The sequence below is a fragment of the Bacillus sp. NEAU-242-2 genome, assembly GCF_027853835.1.
In the GTDB taxonomy this organism is placed as follows: domain Bacteria; phylum Bacillota; class Bacilli; order Bacillales; family Bacillaceae; genus Bacillus; species Bacillus velezensis.
In genome coordinates this window covers 360,773-375,578 of sequence record NZ_JAPNNY010000001.1, presented here as the reverse complement: position 1 = coordinate 375,578, position 14,806 = coordinate 360,773, and the positions used below count along the sequence as shown (strand labels likewise).

Here is a 14,806-nt window from a genome sequence, read left to right as displayed (position 1 = left end):
GCATTGATAGATCGGAATGGAGGGGACAGTTGTTGGACAAATGGCTGAAAGCTGAATTGGAAAGTAAGATCGGCGCGATAAACCATATGTTGCTGCTGGATGAACAGGGAGGCACTTCAACCGTTCGAAAAATAGTGACCGGTCAAGACGCATTTTTGCTGAAAAGTTCTTTTCAACAGAAGTATCGGGAATGGTTAATGAGAGAAGCCTTCGTTTTACAACAACTGACGGAAACTCGTCGTCTGCCTGTTCCTATTTATTATGGGATGATACAGGAACAGCATGCCAGCCATATCATCATGTCATTTGAGGATGGAATCACCCTGACTTCGGCTTTAAGAAAAGCCAAAGGGGATACTGAAAAGAAAAAGCTGATCAAAAGTTTCGGCCAGTTTCTGCAGCGGCTGCATGAAACCGAAATGGTCTCTGGTTTACAGCCGGAAACAGACTGGCTCGATCTGCAAATCAAACGAGCCGGGGAATATGTCAAAAAAGGACAAGCTGAAGGAAGTGCAGAGCTTTTGAAGGAATTGGACAGGTACAGGCCTGTTCCTGTTCAGCAGACAATGATTCACGGTGACTGCACGACTGATAATGTGCTGGTGAGAGACGGAGAGGTCTATCTGTTTATCGATGCTGCGGGAATATCGGCGGGAGATCCGCGTTATGATGAATCATTAGCGATCAGTCGTTTTGTCACAAATGAAGCATGCCTCAATGCTTTTTACGAAGGTTATTGCCGCTATCGTGTATCAAAACAAGAATTCGAGTATTTTAACGACGGTCTGTATGAATTTTTTTGAAAACTTATTATGTAAAAAGAGCATCATGCTTTGACAAGATAAAAACTTGACACACGCTCTGAAACCATGTAAACTAAGTTTTTGTAAAGGGATTTGACTTAACAAAGGGGAGAGCTCAAATGTCGCTCGAAAAAACGACGAGAATGAACTATTTGTTTGACTTCTATCAGTCGTTGCTGACGTCAAAACAAAAGAGCTATATGTCGCTTTATTATCTGGACGATTTCTCCCTTGGTGAAATAGCCGAAGAGTATGACGTTTCAAGGCAAGCCGTTTACGATAACATCAAACGGACTGAAGCGATGCTTGAACAATATGAAGAAAAACTGCTCCTTTTTAAAAAGTTTCAGGAGCGTAAAGAAATGTTTACAAAGCTGAAAGAGCTTGCTTCCGGCTTGCAGGAAGAGGAAAAAATGACGGCTCTGATTGAAGCGCTTGAGAAATTAGATTAGGAGGCGGCAAACAATGGCATTTGAAGGATTAGCCGACCGACTGCAAAAGACGATTTCAAAAATCCGCGGAAAAGGAAAAGTCAGCGAACAAGACGTAAAAGAGATGATGCGTGAAGTCCGTCTTGCGCTTCTTGAGGCTGACGTTAACTTTAAAGTCGTAAAGGATTTTGTGAAAAAAGTAAGTGAACGGGCTGTCGGACAGGACGTCATGCAGAGTCTGACACCCGGTCAGCAGGTTATTAAAGTCGTAAAAGAAGAGCTTACCGAGCTGATGGGCGGCGAAGAAAGCAAAATTGCCGCCGCCAAACGCCCGCCGACCGTTATTATGATGGTCGGGCTCCAAGGTGCCGGTAAAACGACAACCACGGGGAAGCTTGCCAACCTGCTGCGCAAAAAACATAACCGCAAACCGCTGCTCGTGGCTGCGGATATTTACCGCCCCGCCGCGATTAAACAGCTGGAAACACTGGGGAAACAGCTTGATATGCCGGTCTTTTCGCTTGGCGATCAGGTCAGCCCGGTGGAAATTGCCAGACAGGCGATTGAAAAAGCGAAGGAAGAGCATCATGATTATGTGATTTTAGATACCGCCGGACGGCTGCACATCGATCATGAACTGATGGATGAGCTCTCCGGTGTAAAGGAAGTCGCAAATCCTGAGGAAATTTTCCTTGTCGTCGACTCAATGACCGGTCAGGATGCGGTAAACGTCGCCAAAAGCTTTAATGACCAGCTCGGTTTAACGGGCGTCATTTTAACAAAGCTTGACGGGGATACCCGCGGAGGTGCGGCGCTTTCTATCCGCGCGGTCACCGAAACGCCGATTAAATTCGCCGGAATGGGAGAAAAGCTCGATGCTCTTGAAGCGTTCCATCCTGAACGGATGGCATCCCGGATTCTCGGAATGGGTGACGTGCTGACGCTGATTGAAAAAGCTCAGGCGACCGTTGATGAAGACAAAGCCAAAGAGCTTGAGCAGAAAATGAGAACGATGAGCTTCACATTGGATGATTTTCTGGAGCAGCTCGGCCAGGTCCGAAACATGGGGCCTCTTGACGAACTGCTGCAAATGATGCCCGGCGCAGGCAAAATGAAAGGCTTAAAAAACATCCAAGTCGATGAAAAACAGCTGAATCATGTGGAAGCGATCATTAAATCAATGACTGTTCTTGAAAAAGAACAGCCGGATATTATTAACGCCAGCCGGCGGAAGCGGATTGCCAAAGGAAGCGGAACATCCGTTCAGGAAGTCAACCGTCTTTTAAAGCAGTTTGAGGAAATGAAAAAAATGATGAAGCAGATGACCAACATGTCAAAAGGGAAGAAAAAAGGCTTTAAATTACCTTTTATGTAATCGGTTATACATGATAAAACCGTTGTTAAGAAAAAACACTTTACAAACACTTTTATCATTGTTAATATACTATCTTGTTGAAATATTTTCGGAGGTGCTAGTAAAATGGCAGTAAAAATTCGTTTAAAACGTATGGGAGCAAAAAAATCTCCTTTCTATCGTATTGTTGTAGCAGATTCTCGTTCACCGCGTGACGGCCGTTTCATCGAAACAGTCGGCACATACAACCCGGTTGCAAAGCCGGCTGAAGTGAAAATCAACGAAGAGCTTGCTCTTAAATGGCTTCAAACAGGAGCTAAACCTTCTGATACAGTCCGCAACTTGTTCTCAAGCCAAGGAATTATGGAAAAATTCCACAACGCTAAACAAGGCAAGTAATGACTGATCAGAACTTGGAAGATTTGATTGTCAGCATTGTGGCTCCGCTTGTCGACCATCCGGAAGACATAACGGTCACAAAGGAAGAGACTGATCAAAAGATTGCGCTGCGCTTATCTGTCAATAAGTCAGATACCGGTAAGATTATCGGAAAGCAAGGCCGGACTGCAAGAGCGATTCGAACCGTCGTTTTTGCAGCTGGCGCACAGTCTTCTAAGAAAGTTCAATTTGAAATATTTGACTGAAAAAGGGAGAGGGCCGGCACCTCCCCTTTTTTTACACGTAAAAAAGGCAAATGAACAGAAATATGTTGGAAGAGTGGGGAGTCTGGTCCTATGCAGATTATTCACAGGGTAACCGTTATGCAGGTTCTGACCGAGCAAAGCAAGGAAAAGCTTTTGGCCTCTTTTGCAGAAAAAAAGCAAACGCTTGAACGAGAATGCAGCCAGCTCTATTTTCAGCTTAGAAAACATGAAAAAGATCAGCAGAATCCCGATGTAGCGGAATCTTTTAAAAAAGCCATTGAAAAAAGACAAGACAAAATCAAAATGATCGATTTCCAAATAAGCCAGACAGAGTCGCTCCCGCTTGGAAGCGAAGTGAAGGAAAAGGAGATCGATGCGCTGCTTTCAATCAATGTCGGTGATAACTGGCATGAAAAAACAGCGGCAAATACCATCGTCATAAAAGACGGGGTAGTAATTGAAATCCGCCCGAGGTGATAATATGACAAACAGATGGTTTAATGTAGGCAAAATTGTAAATACCCACGGCATTAAAGGCGAAGTGCGGGTCATTTCTAAAACGGACTTTGCCGAAGAACGGTACAAGCCCGGCAATACGCTCTATTTGTTTGCGGAAGGGGCTGCGGAGCCAATCAAAGTAACGGTCAGCGCCCACAGGCTCCACAAACAGTTTCACCTGCTGCAATTCAAAGAAATGCCGAGTCTCAATGAAGTCGAACACTTAAGAAACATGGTGATCAAAGTCCCTGAAGAAGACTTGGGAGAGCTTGAAGAAGATGAATTTTATTTTCATGAAATCATCGGCTGCGAGGTTGTGTCAGAAGACGGGGAACTGATTGGCACAGTGAAGGAAATCTTGACGCCCGGGGCTAATGACGTATGGGTGGTTGCAAGAAAAGGCAAAAAAGATGCGCTCATTCCGTATATTGCTTCTGTGGTAAAGGATATTAATATAAATGAGAAGAAAATTAAGATTCATGTAATGGAAGGGTTAATAGACGAATGAAAATCGACTTTTTAACACTGTTTCCCGAAATGTTTCAAGGGGTGCTCGGCTCATCCATTCTGCAAAAAGCACAGGAAAAAGAGGCTGTCCGTTTTGACGTCATCAATTTCCGGGCTTTTTCGGATAATAAACACCAAACGGTTGATGATTACCCGTACGGCGGGGGAGCCGGGATGGTGTTAAAGCCGCAGCCTGTATTTGATGCGGTTGAAAAGCTGACAGCCGGTACGGACGCCAAGCCGCGCATTATTCTCGTCTGCCCGCAAGGTGAGCGTTATACGCAGAAGAAAGCCGAGGAGCTGGCGGAAGAGGAACATCTCATGTTTATTTGCGGACATTATGAAGGGTATGATGAACGGATCCGGGAACATCTTGTCACTGATGAAATCTCCATCGGGGATTTTGTGCTGACCGGGGGAGAGCTCCCTGCCATGATGATTGCCGACAGCGTTGTCAGGCTTTTGCCGGGCGTCCTCGGAAAAGAAGCATCCCACGTGGAGGATTCCTTCAGCACGGGGCTTTTAGAGCATCCGCACTATACGAGGCCAGCAGATTATAAAGGCTTAAAAGTGCCTGAGACCCTTCTGTCCGGCAACCATGCCAAAATACAAGAATGGCGCAATAAAGAATCAATCAGAAGAACCTTTTTAAGACGTCCGGATCTTCTTGAAAACTATCCTCTCACTGATGAGCAAAGAAAATGGATTTCCGAGTGGGAAAACGAATAGATTCTATTGCGCAGGTGATGAAGATATGATAAGATACTACTTGTGGCTTAAGGAGGCTTATCCTTCAGAAGCTTGAAAACGATGTTCCGCTGTGCCTTGCAGTTGTGGCCAAGAGCATCTGTTGGAAGGAGTTGAAAACGATGCAAAAACTAATTCAAGATATCACAAAAGAACAGCTTCGCACTGATCTTCCTGCGTTCCGTCCTGGTGACACTTTACGTGTACACGTAAAAGTTGTTGAGGGTAACCGTGAGCGTATCCAGATCTTCGAAGGTGTTGTGATCAAGCGTCGTGGTGGTGGAATCAGCGAAACGTTCACAGTTCGTAAGATTTCTTACGGTGTTGGCGTTGAACGTACATTCCCTGTACACACACCAAAAATCGCGAAAATCGAAGTTGTACGTTACGGTAAAGTACGTCGCGCTAAGCTTTACTACCTGCGTGAACTTCGCGGAAAAGCGGCTCGTATTAAAGAAATCAGACGATAATGATAACGAACGAAAAGAGCTTGTTACCCGTAACAGGCTCTTTTTTTATATGAAATTTGTAAAAGCGGAACAAGCAACGTAAAATACATAAGAGATCATCGGAACATCCGGTTCCGGTAAATAAGGCAGGTGTCGAAGTCACATGACCATTCAATGGTTCCCGGGCCATATGGCTAAAGCGAGACGGGAAGTAACAGAAAAACTGAAATTAATTGATATCGTATACGAATTGGTGGATGCGAGAATCCCGATGTCATCGAGAAATCCGATGATTGAGGAGATTTTAAAAAATAAGCCGCGCATTATGCTTTTAAATAAAGCCGATAAGGCGGATGCGGCTGTGACTGCCCAGTGGAAGGACCACTTTCAGGAACAGGGCATTCCCTCTCTTTCAATAAACTCCGTTAACGGGCAGGGACTGCATCAAATCGTGCCGTCCTCGAAAGAGCTGCTGAAGGATAAGTTCGATAAAATGAAAGCAAAAGGCATTAGGCCGAGAGCAATCCGCGCATTAATCATCGGCATTCCGAATGTCGGCAAGTCTACGCTCATTAACCGGCTGGCCAAAAAAAACATTGCCAAGACGGGAGACAGGCCCGGCATTACCACTTCACAGCAGTGGGTAAAGGTAGGCAAGGAATTAGAGCTGCTCGATACACCGGGAATTTTATGGCCTAAATTTGAAGATGAGCTTGTCGGCTTGCGCCTGGCGATCACCGGGGCGATTAAAGATACGATTATCAACCTGCAGGATGTGGCTGTTTTCGGGCTGCGCTTTCTGGAAGAGCATTATCCCGACCGTTTGAAGGAGCGCTACGGACTTCAGGAAATCCCTGAGGATATCGCCGCTCTTTTCGACGCGATCGGTGAAAAACGCGGCTGTTTGATGGGCGGCGGAATGGTTGACTATGATAAAACAACGGAAGTCATCATTCGGGACATCCGTACGGAAAAATTCGGCAGGCTTTCATTTGAAGCACCATCAGAATAAAGACGCGCAGCGATGCGGGTCTTTATTTTTTCCGCAGAATACCGATATACATAATGTAAGGGAGAAGAGAACGTGAATACATTAACCGTAAAAAGCGTAAAAGAACGCCTGCAAGAGGTCAGGGACGAAAGCGACCCCTTCCTTGCCCAATGTGAGAAAGACCCGAGAAAAAGCGTACAGACGCTTTTAGAGCAATGGCTGAAAAAGCACGCGAAGGAAAAAGCTCTTAAAGAGCAATGGCTGAACATGACGGCATACGAAAGACTGTCATCCAAAAAGGGCTTCCGCCTGATTGCGGGTGTTGACGAAGCCGGAAGAGGGCCGCTTGCCGGACCGGTTGTCGCCGGCGCCGTCATTTTGCCGGCAGAATGCGAGATTCTCGGTCTCACGGACTCGAAGAAATTGTCGGAAAAGAAGCTCGAGGAGTATTACAGCCGGATCACGGAAGAAGCGGCGGCTGTAGGAGTCGGCATTGTCCATGCGGACGTCATTGACCGGATCAACATTTATGAGGCCGCGAGACTGGCGATGGTAAAAGCCGTCAATGCTTTAACGGAAACACCTGATTATCTGCTTGTTGATGCCATGACCCTTCCGCTTGACATTCCGCAGTCTTCAGTTATAAAAGGGGATGCCAAAAGCGTGTCAATTGCCGCCGGAGCCTGCATAGCAAAAGTAACGCGGGACCGTCTCATGGCTGAGTACGCCAAAACCTACCCCATGTACGGCTTTGAAAAAAATAAAGGCTACGGAACGAAAGAACATCTTGAAGCTCTTCAGGCATACGGACCGACAACTATTCACCGAAAAACGTTCGCTCCCGTTCAATCTTATTGTTAGAAAAGAGGCTTAAGACATGAACATTAGCGGCGAAATCCAAGCGGCTTTCAGACAGCTGACGGCGGAAATCCCTCCGGACCGGCAGGACGGCGATAAAGACAGCGGTACTCAAAGGCTGCTGTTAGGGAAGGTTCTCCGTTTGCTGGACGATCAAAGCGCTCTTATCCAGATCGGCGGCCGGACGATGCAGGGAAAACTTGAAACCGCCCTTCGTCCGCAGGCGTATTACTGGTTTTCTTATGACAAACAGCCGGCGGAAAAAACGGGCCGGCTTCATGTCATCGACCAATTCGAAGGAAGCCCGAAAACCGTTCAGGAAGCAGCGGGTAGACTGTTAAACGCTCTTTCCGTCAAACCGGGCCCTGTGTCTCTGCAGATTGCCGAAACGTTTATGCAGCAGAAGCTGCCGATGACGGAAAACAGCCTCAAAGCCTGCATCCGCTGGGCTGAATCGCTTCCGGCCGCCGAATTGAAAAAAGCGGCGGAAACAATCGTATTTGCGCTGAAACGGGAACTGCCCGCACATCCGGAAGTCTTGTCAGCCATTCATGCCGTTAAATATCCGGTTCCGACCCGTCGCCTCCTCTCAGGACTGCTTCAGGCAATCAATCAGGCTCCGCAATCGGCAAAAGAGCTGTCTGTGCTCAAAGAGGCGGTTTCTGACGTATTAAACGCGGAAACGGATCTTCATGCAGAACGTCTCTTGAAGAAGCTTGCCGAGGCTGCACGCATGCCGATCCCAGAAACCGGGCTGATGGATGAAGAAGAACGGACGGAATCCAAACAATCACCATTTGTCCGAGAGACTCGTGAAAACGGAAAGGCAGTCTCAAGCCAACCTTCTCCTCCGAGTGCGCGGACAGATCCGGAACTTCCTGAAAAAACGGCAAAACAGATTATAGAGAAATTAATGACATCGGCAGAAAAAACTGAAAACCGCCCCGTAAAAGTAACGGCGGAGATCATTAAGGCTTTCATTTCTCAAGAAAAAACATTTAAAACAGCACCTGTTCTTCAAAAAGCACATCTGACAGAACAGGAGGCGGCTGTTTTCGAAAAAGCCGTTCAGCTCACCGAATTGAAATATGCGGAAAAACATGATGTATTAAGCCTTTTGCAGAAAATCAAAAAAGGATTGGGCACGCGTGATGAATTATCATTCATTACAGCGCTTGAAAAAGGCGTATCTCTTCAGCCGGAGAAACAAGCGCTGAAAACCGCCCTCCAAGCCGTCCGGACGCTTCAAGAAGCGCCCCAATCCGTTAAACAAGAGGCTGAACCGCTTATTCATAAATTAAACGGCCAGCTGTTTATTGAGCAGCATAACCCTTCTTTTACGCAGATGGTGCTGTCATTTCCGCTGGGAGCGTCCGCGTATGAGAATGATATCACAGTTCTCTTTAAAGGACGGAAGAAGCCGGACGGAAAACTCGATCCGTCACATTGCAGGCTCCTGTTTTTGCTGCATCTTGAAACACTGCAAGAAACCGTTGTGGACTGCATGATTCAGCAAAATGTAATGACCATTACGGTTGAGACTGATTTTGAGCTTCAGTCGGCCATCGATCCTCTCGTACCGGCTTTAAAAGAAGCCGTAAAAGAAACGGGCTTCAGCCTGTCAGGCGTCACGGCTAAAAAACGGCGCCCGAAAGACCAGAGCGCTCTTGTGGAAGAGTTTATAGAAAAAGACGGCGGAAGAAAAGTGGATGTGAAAATATGAAAGAGCAAACGCCGTTAAGAAGAGCTGTCGCCCTGCATTACGACCGGCAGAAAGACCAAGCCCCGAAGGTTGTCGCAACAGGCAGGGGGCATGTGGCGGAAAATATTATAAAAGAAGCTGAGAAGGCTGGGGTCCCCATTCAGGAAGACAGAACCCTTGTCGAATTAATGCGCCATTTGACGGTTGACGATCAGATACCGGAGGCGCTCTATGAAACCGTGGCCGAAATTTTTTCATTTGTTTACAGACTGGACGAAACCCTGAAAAACGAAAAATAAGGACCATTCATTTCCCGGACTCCGTTTAAATTTATATTTTCAATAAAATAAAAGTTAGAATGTTTGGAAGGATATAAAGATTTTGTTTTGAACCCTAGACAATTCTTCCAGTATTATATAGAATGAAAGCGCAGTCTATTTTTAGTTTTGCTACATAAGTTAGGAGGATGGGAAATGAATATCCATGAGTACCAGGGAAAAGAAGTCCTCAGAAAATACGGGGTGTCTGTTCCTGAAGGTAAAGTGGCTTTTACAGCAGAGGAAGCAGTTGAAAAAGCAGAGAGCCTGTCAAGCTCGGTTTATGTCGTAAAGGCGCAAATCCATGCTGGCGGCCGCGGCAAAGCTGGTGGGGTAAAGATTGCAAAAACAAAAGATGAAGTGAAAGAGTATGCCGAAGAACTGTTAGGCAAGACGCTCGTCACACATCAAACGGGTCCGGACGGACAAGTAATAAAACGCTTACTTATTGAAGAAGGCTGCGATATTAAAAAGGAATACTATGTCGGGCTTGTACTTGACCGCGCTACTTCAAGAATCGTTTTAATGGCGTCTGAAGAAGGCGGAACGGAGATTGAAGAAGTAGCGGAAAAAACACCTGAAAAAATTAAAAAAGCGGTAATTGATCCGGCTGTCGGCCTACAGGGCTATCAGGCAAGGGAAATTGCATTCGCAATTAACATCCCGAAAGAGCTTGTCGGCAAAGCCGCTAAATTTATGCTCGGTTTATATAAAGCATTTGTTGAGAAGGACTGCTCCATCGCCGAGATCAACCCTCTCGTCGTTACGGGGGACGGAAACGTCATGGCGCTGGATGCTAAGCTGAACTTCGACAGCAATGCGTTATACAGACAAAAAGACATTATGGAATACAGAGATTTAGATGAAGAAGATCCGAAAGAAATCGAAGCGTCAAAATACGATTTAAGCTACATTTCCCTTGATGGAAATATCGGCTGTATGGTAAACGGCGCGGGTCTTGCAATGTCTACAATGGATATCATTAAACACTACGGCGGAGAACCTGCAAACTTCCTTGATGTCGGGGGCGGCGCAACCGCAGAAAAAGTGACGGAAGCTTTTAAAATCATTCTTTCCGATCAAAACGTAAAAGGAATTTTCGTTAATATTTTCGGAGGCATCATGAAGTGTGATGTTATCGCCGAGGGCGTTGTTGAAGCGACGAGACAAGTCGGATTGACATTGCCGCTGGTCGTGCGCCTTGAAGGGACAAACGTAGATTTAGGAAAGAAAATCCTGAATGAATCAGGCTTAAACATCACATCTGCGGAATCAATGGCAGACGGCGCACAGAAAATCGTATCCTTAGTTTAGGAAAGAATGAAAGGCAGGGGACCAGATAATGAGTGTTTTTATCAATAAAGATACAAGAGTTATTGTACAGGGGATTACAGGTTCTACCGCTTTATTTCATACAAAGCAGATGCTGGAATACGGCACGAATATCGTTGGCGGTGTAACACCTGGAAAAGGCGGAACGGAAGCGGAAGGCGTACCGGTATTCAATACGGTCGCAGAAGCGGTTCATACAACGGGCGCTGATGCGTCAGTCATCTACGTTCCGGCTCCGTTTGCGGCGGACGCAATTATGGAAGCGGTTGACGCGGAAATTGATCTTGTCATTTGTATCACTGAGCACATTCCGGTTTTGGACATGGTGAAAGTGAAGCGCTTTATGGAAGGCAAGAAAACGAGATTAATAGGGCCGAACTGCCCGGGTGTTATTACACCTGAAGAATGCAAGATCGGCATTATGCCGGGATACATTCATAAAAAGGGTCATGTCGGCGTTGTATCCCGTTCAGGAACATTGACATACGAGGCCGTCCATCAGCTTTCAGAAGCCGGCGTAGGCCAGTCTACCGCTGTAGGGATCGGCGGCGATCCGGTCAACGGCACGAACTTTATTGACGTGTTAAAAGCGTTCAATGAAGATCCTGAAACACATGCCGTTATCATGATCGGAGAAATCGGCGGCACAGCTGAAGAAGAAGCGGCTGAGTGGGTGAAAGCAAACATGACGAAGCCTGTTGTCGGCTTTATCGGCGGTAAAACCGCCCCTCCGGGAAAACGCATGGGCCATGCGGGCGCCATCATCTCCGGAGGAAAAGGCACGGCAGAAGAAAAAGTCAAAACGATGAACGCCTGCGGAATTGAAGTCGCGGAAACCCCTTCTGTAATGGGTGAAACGCTGATTAAGGTGTTAAAAGAAAAAGGCTTATTTGAAACGTGCAAAACGCACTGATCGAAGCAGGGGCAGCCGTAACGGCTGTTCCTGTTTTTGCTGAAAAAAGAGGAGGTTGCCAGATTTGGATCAAGCATCGCGCTGTTTAATGGTCTGCAGTATTAATCAAATCATTTCCCCGTCTCTTCTATTAAAATGGTGGAAAGCTGATCACTCTCTGTCTTTTTTACCGGATCCGCATCCATTAACTGCTTTATCAGAAGGGAAAACAGTGCCCGAAGCAATTTTTCGGGAAATAGAGCGCAAGGATCCGGAACTTGATGAAGTTCTGTCCGATTACCGCCGCGAAGGCATTACTGTCATTCCGATTTCATCAAGCCGCTACCCAACATGGCTTAAATCGATTTATGATCCGCCGGCTGTCTTGTATGCAAAAGGGAACACGCCGCTTCTTGAAAAAGGCAGAAAAATCGGGATTGTAGGAACGCGGAAACCGACGGAAGACGGAATAAAAGCGGCTGGGCATCTTTCCGCCGAACTCTCAAAAAAAGGCTGGGTCATTGTAAGCGGGCTTGCATCCGGTATAGACGGATTGTCTCATAAGGCGAGCATCAGGGCAAAAGGGCTTACGATCGGCGTGATAGCCGGCGGATTCCATCACATCTATCCCCGGGAAAATCTCCTGTTAGCAGAATACATGGCTGAACACCATCTCCTACTCTCAGAACATCCTCCTGAAACAAAGCCGAAAAAATGGCATTTTCCGATGAGAAACCGCATAATCAGCGGACTAAGTGAAGGAATTGTGGTCGTACAGGGAAAAGAAAAAAGCGGTTCATTAATCACAGCTTACCAGGCCCTCGATCAAGGCAGAGAGGTATTTGCCGTTCCAGGTTCCATATTTAATCCATATTCCGGAGGACCTATAAAACTCATTCAAGAAGGGGCGAAAGCTGTATTATGCGCAGAGGATATTGACGGAGAGCTGACCGCCCGATGCGTTCAGTATACGGAACCCTTTTGAAATATCGTTTGACAAACGGTATTGTAATATTTAATAATAGTGAGGATTTAAAGTTGCATATTATTTTCATGTATAAAATGACGTTCATCATAAAGAATGAAATGTTGAAAGCCATAAAAAGGCAGCTCTAAAATGAATTGATACTTGAAAAGAGAGAGAACACCTCTTGAGGGGGATGAAAATGTCTGATTATCTAGTCATCGTGGAATCGCCGGCAAAGGCGAAAACGATTGAACGTTATTTAGGGAAGAAATATAAAGTCAAAGCTTCAATGGGACATGTCCGGGATCTTCCGAAAAGTCAAATGGGAGTTGACATCGAACAGAACTTTGAACCGAAATATATTACGATCCGCGGAAAAGGCCCTGTTTTAAAAGAATTAAAAACAGCGGCAAAGAAAGCAAAAAAAGTCTATCTCGCAGCCGACCCCGACAGAGAAGGGGAAGCGATTGCATGGCATCTCGCACACAGCCTTGATCTGGATCTCAGCTCGGACTGCCGGGTCGTCTTTAATGAAATAACGAAAGACGCCATTAAAGAATCATTTAAACATCCGCGCATGATTAATATGGATCTTGTCGATGCGCAGCAGGCGCGCCGCATACTAGACAGACTCGTCGGATACAAAATCAGCCCGATTCTTTGGAAAAAAGTAAAAAAAGGCCTCAGTGCGGGCCGTGTGCAATCCGTTGCGCTCCGGCTGATCATCGACCGGGAAAAGGAAATCAATGACTTTAAACCTGAAGAGTACTGGACGATTACCGGCTCATTTTTAAAGGGAAAAGAGACGTTTGAAGCCGGATTTTTCGGGAAAAACGGCAAAAAGCTTCCTTTAAAAAGCGAAGAAGACGTAAAAGCCGTCCTTGCTCAGCTGAAAGGCAATAAGTATACAGTTGACAAGGTGACAAAAAAAGAGCGCAAACGAAATCCCGCTCTGCCGTTTACAACGTCCACTCTGCAGCAGGAGGCTGCCAGGAAGCTGAATTTCAGAGCGAAGAAAACGATGATGATCGCTCAGCAATTATATGAAGGAATTGATCTCGGCAAAGAAGGGACAGTCGGACTCATCACGTATATGAGAACGGACTCAACGCGGATTTCCAATACAGCCGTTGAAGAGGCGTCAGCTTTTATTGATCAGGCGTACGGAAAAGAGTACTTAGCGGGAAAACGGAAACCGGCAAAGAAAAATGAAAACGCTCAAGATGCCCACGAAGCGATCCGCCCGACTTCAGTACTCAGAAAACCTGCCGACTTAAAAGCGGTGCTTGGAAGAGACCAGCTCAGACTATACAAGCTGATTTGGGAGCGCTTTGTTGCAAGCCAGATGGCGCCTGCCGTCCTTGATACGATGAGTGTCGATCTCAGCAATAACGGATTGACATTCCGGGCAAACGGAAGTAAAGTCAAATTCGCCGGCTTCATGAAAGTCTATGTAGAGGGTAAAGACGATCAGCTGGAAGAAAAAGACCGCATGCTTCCGGACCTTAAAGAGGGAGACACGGTTTTATCAAAAGATATTGAGCCTGAGCAGCACTATACTCAGCCGCCTCCGCGTTATACAGAGGCGCGCCTGGTTAAAACGCTTGAAGAACTGGGGATCGGCCGTCCTTCGACATATGCGCCGACTCTTGACACCATCCAGCGCCGCGGTTACGTGGGATTAGACAATAAACGGTTTGTGCCGACTGAGCTTGGGCAGATCGTGCTGGATCTTATCATGGAGTTTTTCCCGGAAATCATCAACGTTGAATTCACGGCTAAAATGGAAAGAGACCTTGACCATGTTGAAGATGGCCAGACAGAATGGGTTCAAATCATTGACAGCTTCTATACCGATTTCGAAAAACGCGTGAAAAAAGCGGAAGCTGAAATGAAAGAAGTGGAAATTGAACCTGAATACGCAGATGAAGATTGTGAATTATGCGGCTCCCGGATGGTTTATAAAATGGGCCGATACGGTAAATTTATGGCGTGTTCCAACTTCCCTGACTGCCGGAATACAAAACCGATTGTCAAACAAATCGGCGTAAAATGTCCGAAGTGCCATGAAGGAAACATTGTCGAACGAAAATCAAAAAAGAAACGCGTCTTTTACGGCTGTGACCGTTATCCTGAATGCGACTTCGTATCTTGGGACAAACCGATTGAACGAAAATGCCCGAAATGTGAAAATATGCTCGTAGAGAAAAAGCTTAAAAAAGGCATACAAGTCCAATGCGTCGAATGCGATTATAAGGAAGAACCACAGAAGTAGCGGTGAGCAGAGCCTTGCTCACCTTCTTTGTGTGGAAGG

General features: G+C 46.2%; 17 protein-coding genes. All 17 read left to right on the top strand.

Annotation, left to right across the window (positions count from 1 at the left end; translation table 11 throughout):
- Nucleotides 1-32: 32 nt before the first annotated feature.
- The 17 genes from OWN49_RS01315 (at nucleotide 33) to topA (ending at nucleotide 14,767) form a co-directional block, all read left to right on the top strand.
- Nucleotides 33-803 carry a phosphotransferase family protein gene (locus tag OWN49_RS01315; RefSeq protein WP_070081816.1) on the top strand — a complete coding sequence of 257 codons (771 nt, stop codon included), beginning with the start codon at nucleotides 33-35 and terminating at the stop codon, nucleotides 801-803.
- Nucleotides 804-922: 119 nt separating this feature from the next.
- Nucleotides 923-1,255: a putative DNA-binding protein gene (locus OWN49_RS01310; RefSeq protein WP_003154299.1), complete on the top strand. Its 333-nt coding sequence runs from the start codon at nucleotides 923-925 to the stop codon at nucleotides 1,253-1,255.
- A gap of 13 nt (nucleotides 1,256-1,268) precedes the next feature.
- Nucleotides 1,269-2,609, top strand: a complete 1,341-nt coding sequence (gene ffh, locus OWN49_RS01305; RefSeq protein WP_003154298.1) for a signal recognition particle protein — start codon at nucleotides 1,269-1,271, stop codon at nucleotides 2,607-2,609.
- A gap of 105 nt (nucleotides 2,610-2,714) precedes the next feature.
- Nucleotides 2,715-2,987: a 30S ribosomal protein S16 gene (gene rpsP, locus OWN49_RS01300; RefSeq protein WP_003154296.1), complete on the top strand. Its 273-nt coding sequence runs from the start codon at nucleotides 2,715-2,717 to the stop codon at nucleotides 2,985-2,987.
- Nucleotides 2,987-3,232 carry a KH domain-containing protein gene (locus OWN49_RS01295; protein WP_007611392.1) on the top strand — a complete coding sequence of 82 codons (246 nt, stop codon included), beginning with the start codon at nucleotides 2,987-2,989 and terminating at the stop codon, nucleotides 3,230-3,232. Before rpsP ends, OWN49_RS01295 begins: the two co-directional genes overlap by 1 nt.
- A gap of 90 nt (nucleotides 3,233-3,322) precedes the next feature.
- Nucleotides 3,323-3,709 (top strand): YlqD family protein, encoded by a 387-nt coding sequence (locus OWN49_RS01290; RefSeq protein ID WP_003154291.1) that lies wholly within the window; start codon nucleotides 3,323-3,325, stop codon nucleotides 3,707-3,709.
- 4 nt (nucleotides 3,710-3,713) lie between these two features.
- Entirely contained in the window at nucleotides 3,714-4,238 is a 525-nt protein-coding gene (rimM, locus tag OWN49_RS01285; protein WP_003154290.1) for a ribosome maturation factor RimM, read from the top strand.
- The gene (gene trmD / locus OWN49_RS01280) at nucleotides 4,235-4,966 is read left to right on the top strand and encodes a tRNA (guanosine(37)-N1)-methyltransferase TrmD (protein ID WP_003154289.1); all 732 of its coding nucleotides are present in this window, start codon (nucleotides 4,235-4,237) and stop codon (nucleotides 4,964-4,966) included. Before rimM ends, trmD begins: the two co-directional genes overlap by 4 nt.
- Nucleotides 4,967-5,106: 140 nt before the next feature.
- Nucleotides 5,107-5,454 carry a 50S ribosomal protein L19 gene (gene rplS / locus OWN49_RS01275; RefSeq protein WP_003154288.1) on the top strand — a complete coding sequence of 116 codons (348 nt, stop codon included), beginning with the start codon at nucleotides 5,107-5,109 and terminating at the stop codon, nucleotides 5,452-5,454.
- Between the two features lie 142 nt (nucleotides 5,455-5,596).
- Nucleotides 5,597-6,445, top strand: a complete 849-nt coding sequence (gene ylqF, locus OWN49_RS01270) for a ribosome biogenesis GTPase YlqF (RefSeq protein ID WP_070081818.1) — start codon at nucleotides 5,597-5,599, stop codon at nucleotides 6,443-6,445.
- 72 nt (nucleotides 6,446-6,517) lie between these two features.
- Nucleotides 6,518-7,285, top strand: a complete 768-nt coding sequence (locus tag OWN49_RS01265; protein ID WP_007611398.1) for a ribonuclease HII — start codon at nucleotides 6,518-6,520, stop codon at nucleotides 7,283-7,285.
- A 16-nt stretch (nucleotides 7,286-7,301) separates the two neighbouring features.
- Nucleotides 7,302-9,005, top strand: a complete 1,704-nt coding sequence (locus tag OWN49_RS01260; protein WP_077722192.1) for a glycosyl transferase — start codon at nucleotides 7,302-7,304, stop codon at nucleotides 9,003-9,005.
- On the top strand, nucleotides 9,002-9,283 hold the full coding sequence (locus OWN49_RS01255; protein ID WP_007409769.1) for a FlhB-like flagellar biosynthesis protein: 282 nt from the start codon (nucleotides 9,002-9,004) through the stop codon (nucleotides 9,281-9,283). The genes OWN49_RS01260 and OWN49_RS01255 overlap by 4 nt, the downstream gene beginning before the upstream one ends.
- A 174-nt stretch (nucleotides 9,284-9,457) precedes the next feature.
- A complete protein-coding gene (gene sucC, locus OWN49_RS01250; RefSeq protein WP_003154283.1) occupies nucleotides 9,458-10,615 on the top strand; it encodes an ADP-forming succinate--CoA ligase subunit beta in 1,158 nt (385 codons plus the stop codon).
- Nucleotides 10,616-10,643: 28 nt separating this feature from the next.
- Nucleotides 10,644-11,546, top strand: a complete 903-nt coding sequence (gene sucD, locus OWN49_RS01245) for a succinate--CoA ligase subunit alpha (protein WP_003154281.1) — start codon at nucleotides 10,644-10,646, stop codon at nucleotides 11,544-11,546.
- Nucleotides 11,547-11,610: 64 nt separating this feature from the next.
- Entirely contained in the window at nucleotides 11,611-12,510 is a 900-nt protein-coding gene (gene dprA, locus OWN49_RS01240) for a DNA-processing protein DprA (protein ID WP_165409041.1), read from the top strand.
- A 181-nt stretch (nucleotides 12,511-12,691) separates the two neighbouring features.
- Entirely contained in the window at nucleotides 12,692-14,767 is a 2,076-nt protein-coding gene (gene topA / locus OWN49_RS01235; RefSeq protein ID WP_176283316.1) for a type I DNA topoisomerase, read from the top strand.
- The last annotated feature ends 39 nt before the right edge of the window (nucleotides 14,768-14,806 follow it).

Bases quoted from the DNA above. Each gene is read 5' to 3' on its own strand.
- OWN49_RS01310 (WP_003154299.1), top strand. From the start codon at position 923: ATGTCGCTCGAAAAAACGACGAGAATGAACTATTTGTTTGACTTCTAT.
- ffh (WP_003154298.1), top strand. From the start codon at position 1,269: ATGGCATTTGAAGGATTAGCCGACCGACTGCAAAAGACGATTTCAAAA.
- rpsP (WP_003154296.1), top strand. From the start codon at position 2,715: ATGGCAGTAAAAATTCGTTTAAAACGTATGGGAGCAAAAAAATCTCCT.
- OWN49_RS01295 (WP_007611392.1), top strand. From the start codon at position 2,987: ATGACTGATCAGAACTTGGAAGATTTGATTGTCAGCATTGTGGCTCCG.
- OWN49_RS01290 (WP_003154291.1), top strand. From the start codon at position 3,323: ATGCAGATTATTCACAGGGTAACCGTTATGCAGGTTCTGACCGAGCAA.
- rimM (WP_003154290.1), top strand. From the start codon at position 3,714: ATGACAAACAGATGGTTTAATGTAGGCAAAATTGTAAATACCCACGGC.
- trmD (WP_003154289.1), top strand. From the start codon at position 4,235: ATGAAAATCGACTTTTTAACACTGTTTCCCGAAATGTTTCAAGGGGTG.
- rplS (WP_003154288.1), top strand. From the start codon at position 5,107: ATGCAAAAACTAATTCAAGATATCACAAAAGAACAGCTTCGCACTGAT.
- ylqF (WP_070081818.1), top strand. From the start codon at position 5,597: ATGACCATTCAATGGTTCCCGGGCCATATGGCTAAAGCGAGACGGGAA.
- OWN49_RS01260 (WP_077722192.1), top strand. From the start codon at position 7,302: ATGAACATTAGCGGCGAAATCCAAGCGGCTTTCAGACAGCTGACGGCG.
- OWN49_RS01255 (WP_007409769.1), top strand. From the start codon at position 9,002: ATGAAAGAGCAAACGCCGTTAAGAAGAGCTGTCGCCCTGCATTACGAC.
- sucC (WP_003154283.1), top strand. From the start codon at position 9,458: ATGAATATCCATGAGTACCAGGGAAAAGAAGTCCTCAGAAAATACGGG.
- sucD (WP_003154281.1), top strand. From the start codon at position 10,644: ATGAGTGTTTTTATCAATAAAGATACAAGAGTTATTGTACAGGGGATT.
- topA (WP_176283316.1), top strand. From the start codon at position 12,692: ATGTCTGATTATCTAGTCATCGTGGAATCGCCGGCAAAGGCGAAAACG.